At 63.8% G+C, this 2,763-nt stretch carries 3 protein-coding genes; all 3 read right to left on the bottom strand.

Annotated features, from left to right (window positions below; genetic code table 11):
* A partial coding sequence (locus P8Y39_12860; protein MEJ2193206.1) for a radical SAM protein occupies positions 1–897 on the bottom strand: 897 nt, incomplete at its 3' end.
* Positions 897–1,883 carry a glycosyltransferase gene (locus P8Y39_12855; protein ID MEJ2193205.1) on the bottom strand — a complete coding sequence of 329 codons (987 nt, stop codon included), beginning with the start codon at positions 1,881–1,883 and terminating at the stop codon, positions 897–899. The genes P8Y39_12855 and P8Y39_12860, both read right to left, overlap by 1 nt.
* A 46-nt stretch (positions 1,884–1,929) precedes the next feature.
* Entirely contained in the window at positions 1,930–2,607 is a 678-nt protein-coding gene (locus P8Y39_12850) for an isoprenylcysteine carboxylmethyltransferase family protein (GenBank protein ID MEJ2193204.1), read from the bottom strand.
* Positions 2,608–2,763: the final 156 nt, after the last annotated feature.

The following is a 2,763-nucleotide window of genomic DNA, read 5'->3' as shown; positions in this document are numbered from 1 at the left end:
GCCCATATGGTGGCTCTCCCGGAAGCTCTCGCAGGGATAGACGTCCCCCGTCTCGGTGAGGACCACGTTCAGCCGCCCGGCGTAGCAGGGGAGCTGTGCCTTCCGCTCCGCCGCCGTGCGATGGATGAGTCTCCGCTGGATGACGTCCTGGGCCGCTATCACCCGGGCCCCTCTGAAGCGGTAGGTCGAGGCGCTTCCCTCCTTGAGCTTCCGTTCCAGCCTGCGCGCGGCCCTCAGGTACTTCGCCAGGTCAACGTCCTTGTAGGTGCCCTCCGCCACGTCCCCGCGCACCAGGGAGATGGTATGGGTCTTTATTCCGGGCAGTTCCCCGGCAAACCGGATGATGTCATACATGTCGTCCTGGTTTGCCCGCGTAAAGACGGTATTGACGCCGAGCTCGAAGTTGCTATAGGCATCGAGCAGGTCCGCCAGGGCCTCCCGGGTCCGGAGGAGCTTCTCGAAACTCCCCGGTACCCCACGCAGGGCGTCGTGCTTCTCCCCGAGGGCATCCAGGGAGAGCTTTACCGTGACCACGCTTCGCGGGCAGGAGCGGAGGACCTCCTCGGTCATCTCCCTAATGCGCCCGGGCATGAGGGCGTTGGTGGGAAGCAGGATGATGGAGGGCCTGGTCTGCTCGTAAAAGACCCGGCAAAGGTCGGGAAGGTCCTCCCTGAGAAAGACCTCTCCGCCGGAGAAAGCAAGCCAGAGGAGCGGGCCCACAGAGGGGGCCAGGCGGCGGACCTCGTCTAGGGAAAGCTCATCGCGATGCTCCTTTGCATTATCCTGGTAAAAGCAGAAGGGGCACCGGGCGTTACAGCGCCGGGTGACGAAGAAAGTCAGGTGCACGGGACGCCTCTTGCGGAAGACCGAGGGCAGAAAGCGCGCCTTGGAGTACATCAGCGCCTCCAGAGGAGGCCCGTCAACCCTCCGGCCACCACGGCCAGGGGATAGAGCGCCGTATAATAAAGGAGGGCCTTGAGGCCGAAGGCCCTTCCACCCGTCCGAAAGAGGGCCGAGGCGAACCCCCGGTTTATGGCGAGGTTTGCGCCGCAGACGGCCAGAAGCGCCAGGAGGGCGTAGCCGCTCCCCGCCGTGACGCCCAGGGCGAGGAGCACCAGTGAAAGGGCCCAGGCCAGGGAGTTGGCCTTCAGCTCCAGCGATGCGGTGCCCGAGTCCGTGAGGAGGTCCCGGTTCGCCAGGGAATAGATGCTCCAGTAGCGGGCCTTCCGGAAGGCGTTCCTGAGCGAGCCCGACAGTGTGAAGCCGAAGATGTGCTCCACCAGGAGGCCCGGGCACATGAGAAGCGGCACGCCGCGGCGTCTCAGCCGGTGGCTGAACTCCACGTCCTCCAGGATGGGGAGGAATCTTTCGTCGAACCCCCCGCTTGTGAGGAAAAGCTCCTTTCCTATGAGCAGGGCATGGGTGGCTACGTAATCGGGCTCGGCGCGCTTTGTCTCGGAGTAATGGACGAAGACCGACTGAAACATGCTGTAAAAGCCCGTGTCGTGGGGCACAGGCGTATAGGTGCCGCCCACGACCGCCTCGGGGTGCTGCGCTCTGCATCGGGCCGCAACGGCCAGTGTCTCGGGCCTGACGACGCAGTCGGCGTCTATGAAAAAGAGGATATCACCCCGGGCGTGCCGGGCTCCGGCGTTCCGGGCGGCGGAGGCGCCCCCCCGTGCGGGAAGCCGCACAAGCTGGACGGGATATGCCTCAATGACGGCTCTGGAGCCGTCATCGGAGCAGTCGTCGGCGACGATGACCTCATAGCGGGGATAGTGCGAGGAGCAGACGGCGGCGAGACATTTTGCTATGCTCTGCATCCCATTTCGGTTGGGGATGATGACCGAGATAAAGGGCTCCTGCCCGCCTTCCTGCACCATTAAGGCACAGTAACACATTCCCGAAAAGGGGGTCAAACAGGGGGCTTTATCCCCCGGCCTTCCGACCGCCTCCTTTCAGGTGCCGGAGCACGTCCCGGGGCCGGGGCAGAAGCAGGGGCACCCGCTTTTTGTACCGGTCGTACTCCTCCCCGAAGCGCGAGAGAAGGCGCCTCTCCTCCACGAATGCGCCCATGATGAAGTACAGGTCGGCCAGGGCGCTCACGGTGAGCCAGTTCCGGGTGACGTAGGGGTTGAAGGTGAAAAGCAGGATTCCCCCCAGGTACATGGGGTTTCTGGTAAGTCCGTATATCCCGGTGGTCACCAGCCGGTTTATGCGTATCCCCTCGATGTCGCCCTCTATGTGCCTGCCCCGAACGTAGGCCAGGGCCTGCCTGAGCCCCATGAACTCCGCCGTATCGAAGATATCGAAAGCCCTGAGGCCGACGTATGCACCCAGGAGCTGGAGGGCGTGCATGGGGATGCGAAGGGCGAGGGGTGCCGTCCAGAGGCGCGCGTCGGGGATAAGAACGATAAGATAGACGGCCAGGGCCGTGGTAAGGAAGCCAAAGGCGTTATAGAGAAACCGGTACCATCCCCGCACGAGCCGCTCTCCCAGGAGGCGGGCCACGAGGCCCTTGACGGCCGAGGTGACGCAGGCGCTGTGGACAAAGCCGAAGGCCAGAAACACGGCTGCCACCAGGGCGACCGCCTCATGCCAGGGCACGGCCGGGGTATCCTTTCCGCTTGCGCATACGGGTATTCTATCATTAGAGAGGGATATCACCATGAGGAGAATACTGCACATGGACATGGACGCCTTCTTCGCCGCCGTGGAGGAGCTGAGGCATCCGGAGCTTCGGGGAAAGCCGGTGGTCATCGG

This window comes from Nitrospirota bacterium (genome assembly GCA_037386965.1).
Classification (GTDB): Bacteria; Nitrospirota; Thermodesulfovibrionia; order Thermodesulfovibrionales; family JdFR-86; genus JARRLN01.
This window is presented reverse-complemented; position numbering and strand designations above follow the sequence as displayed.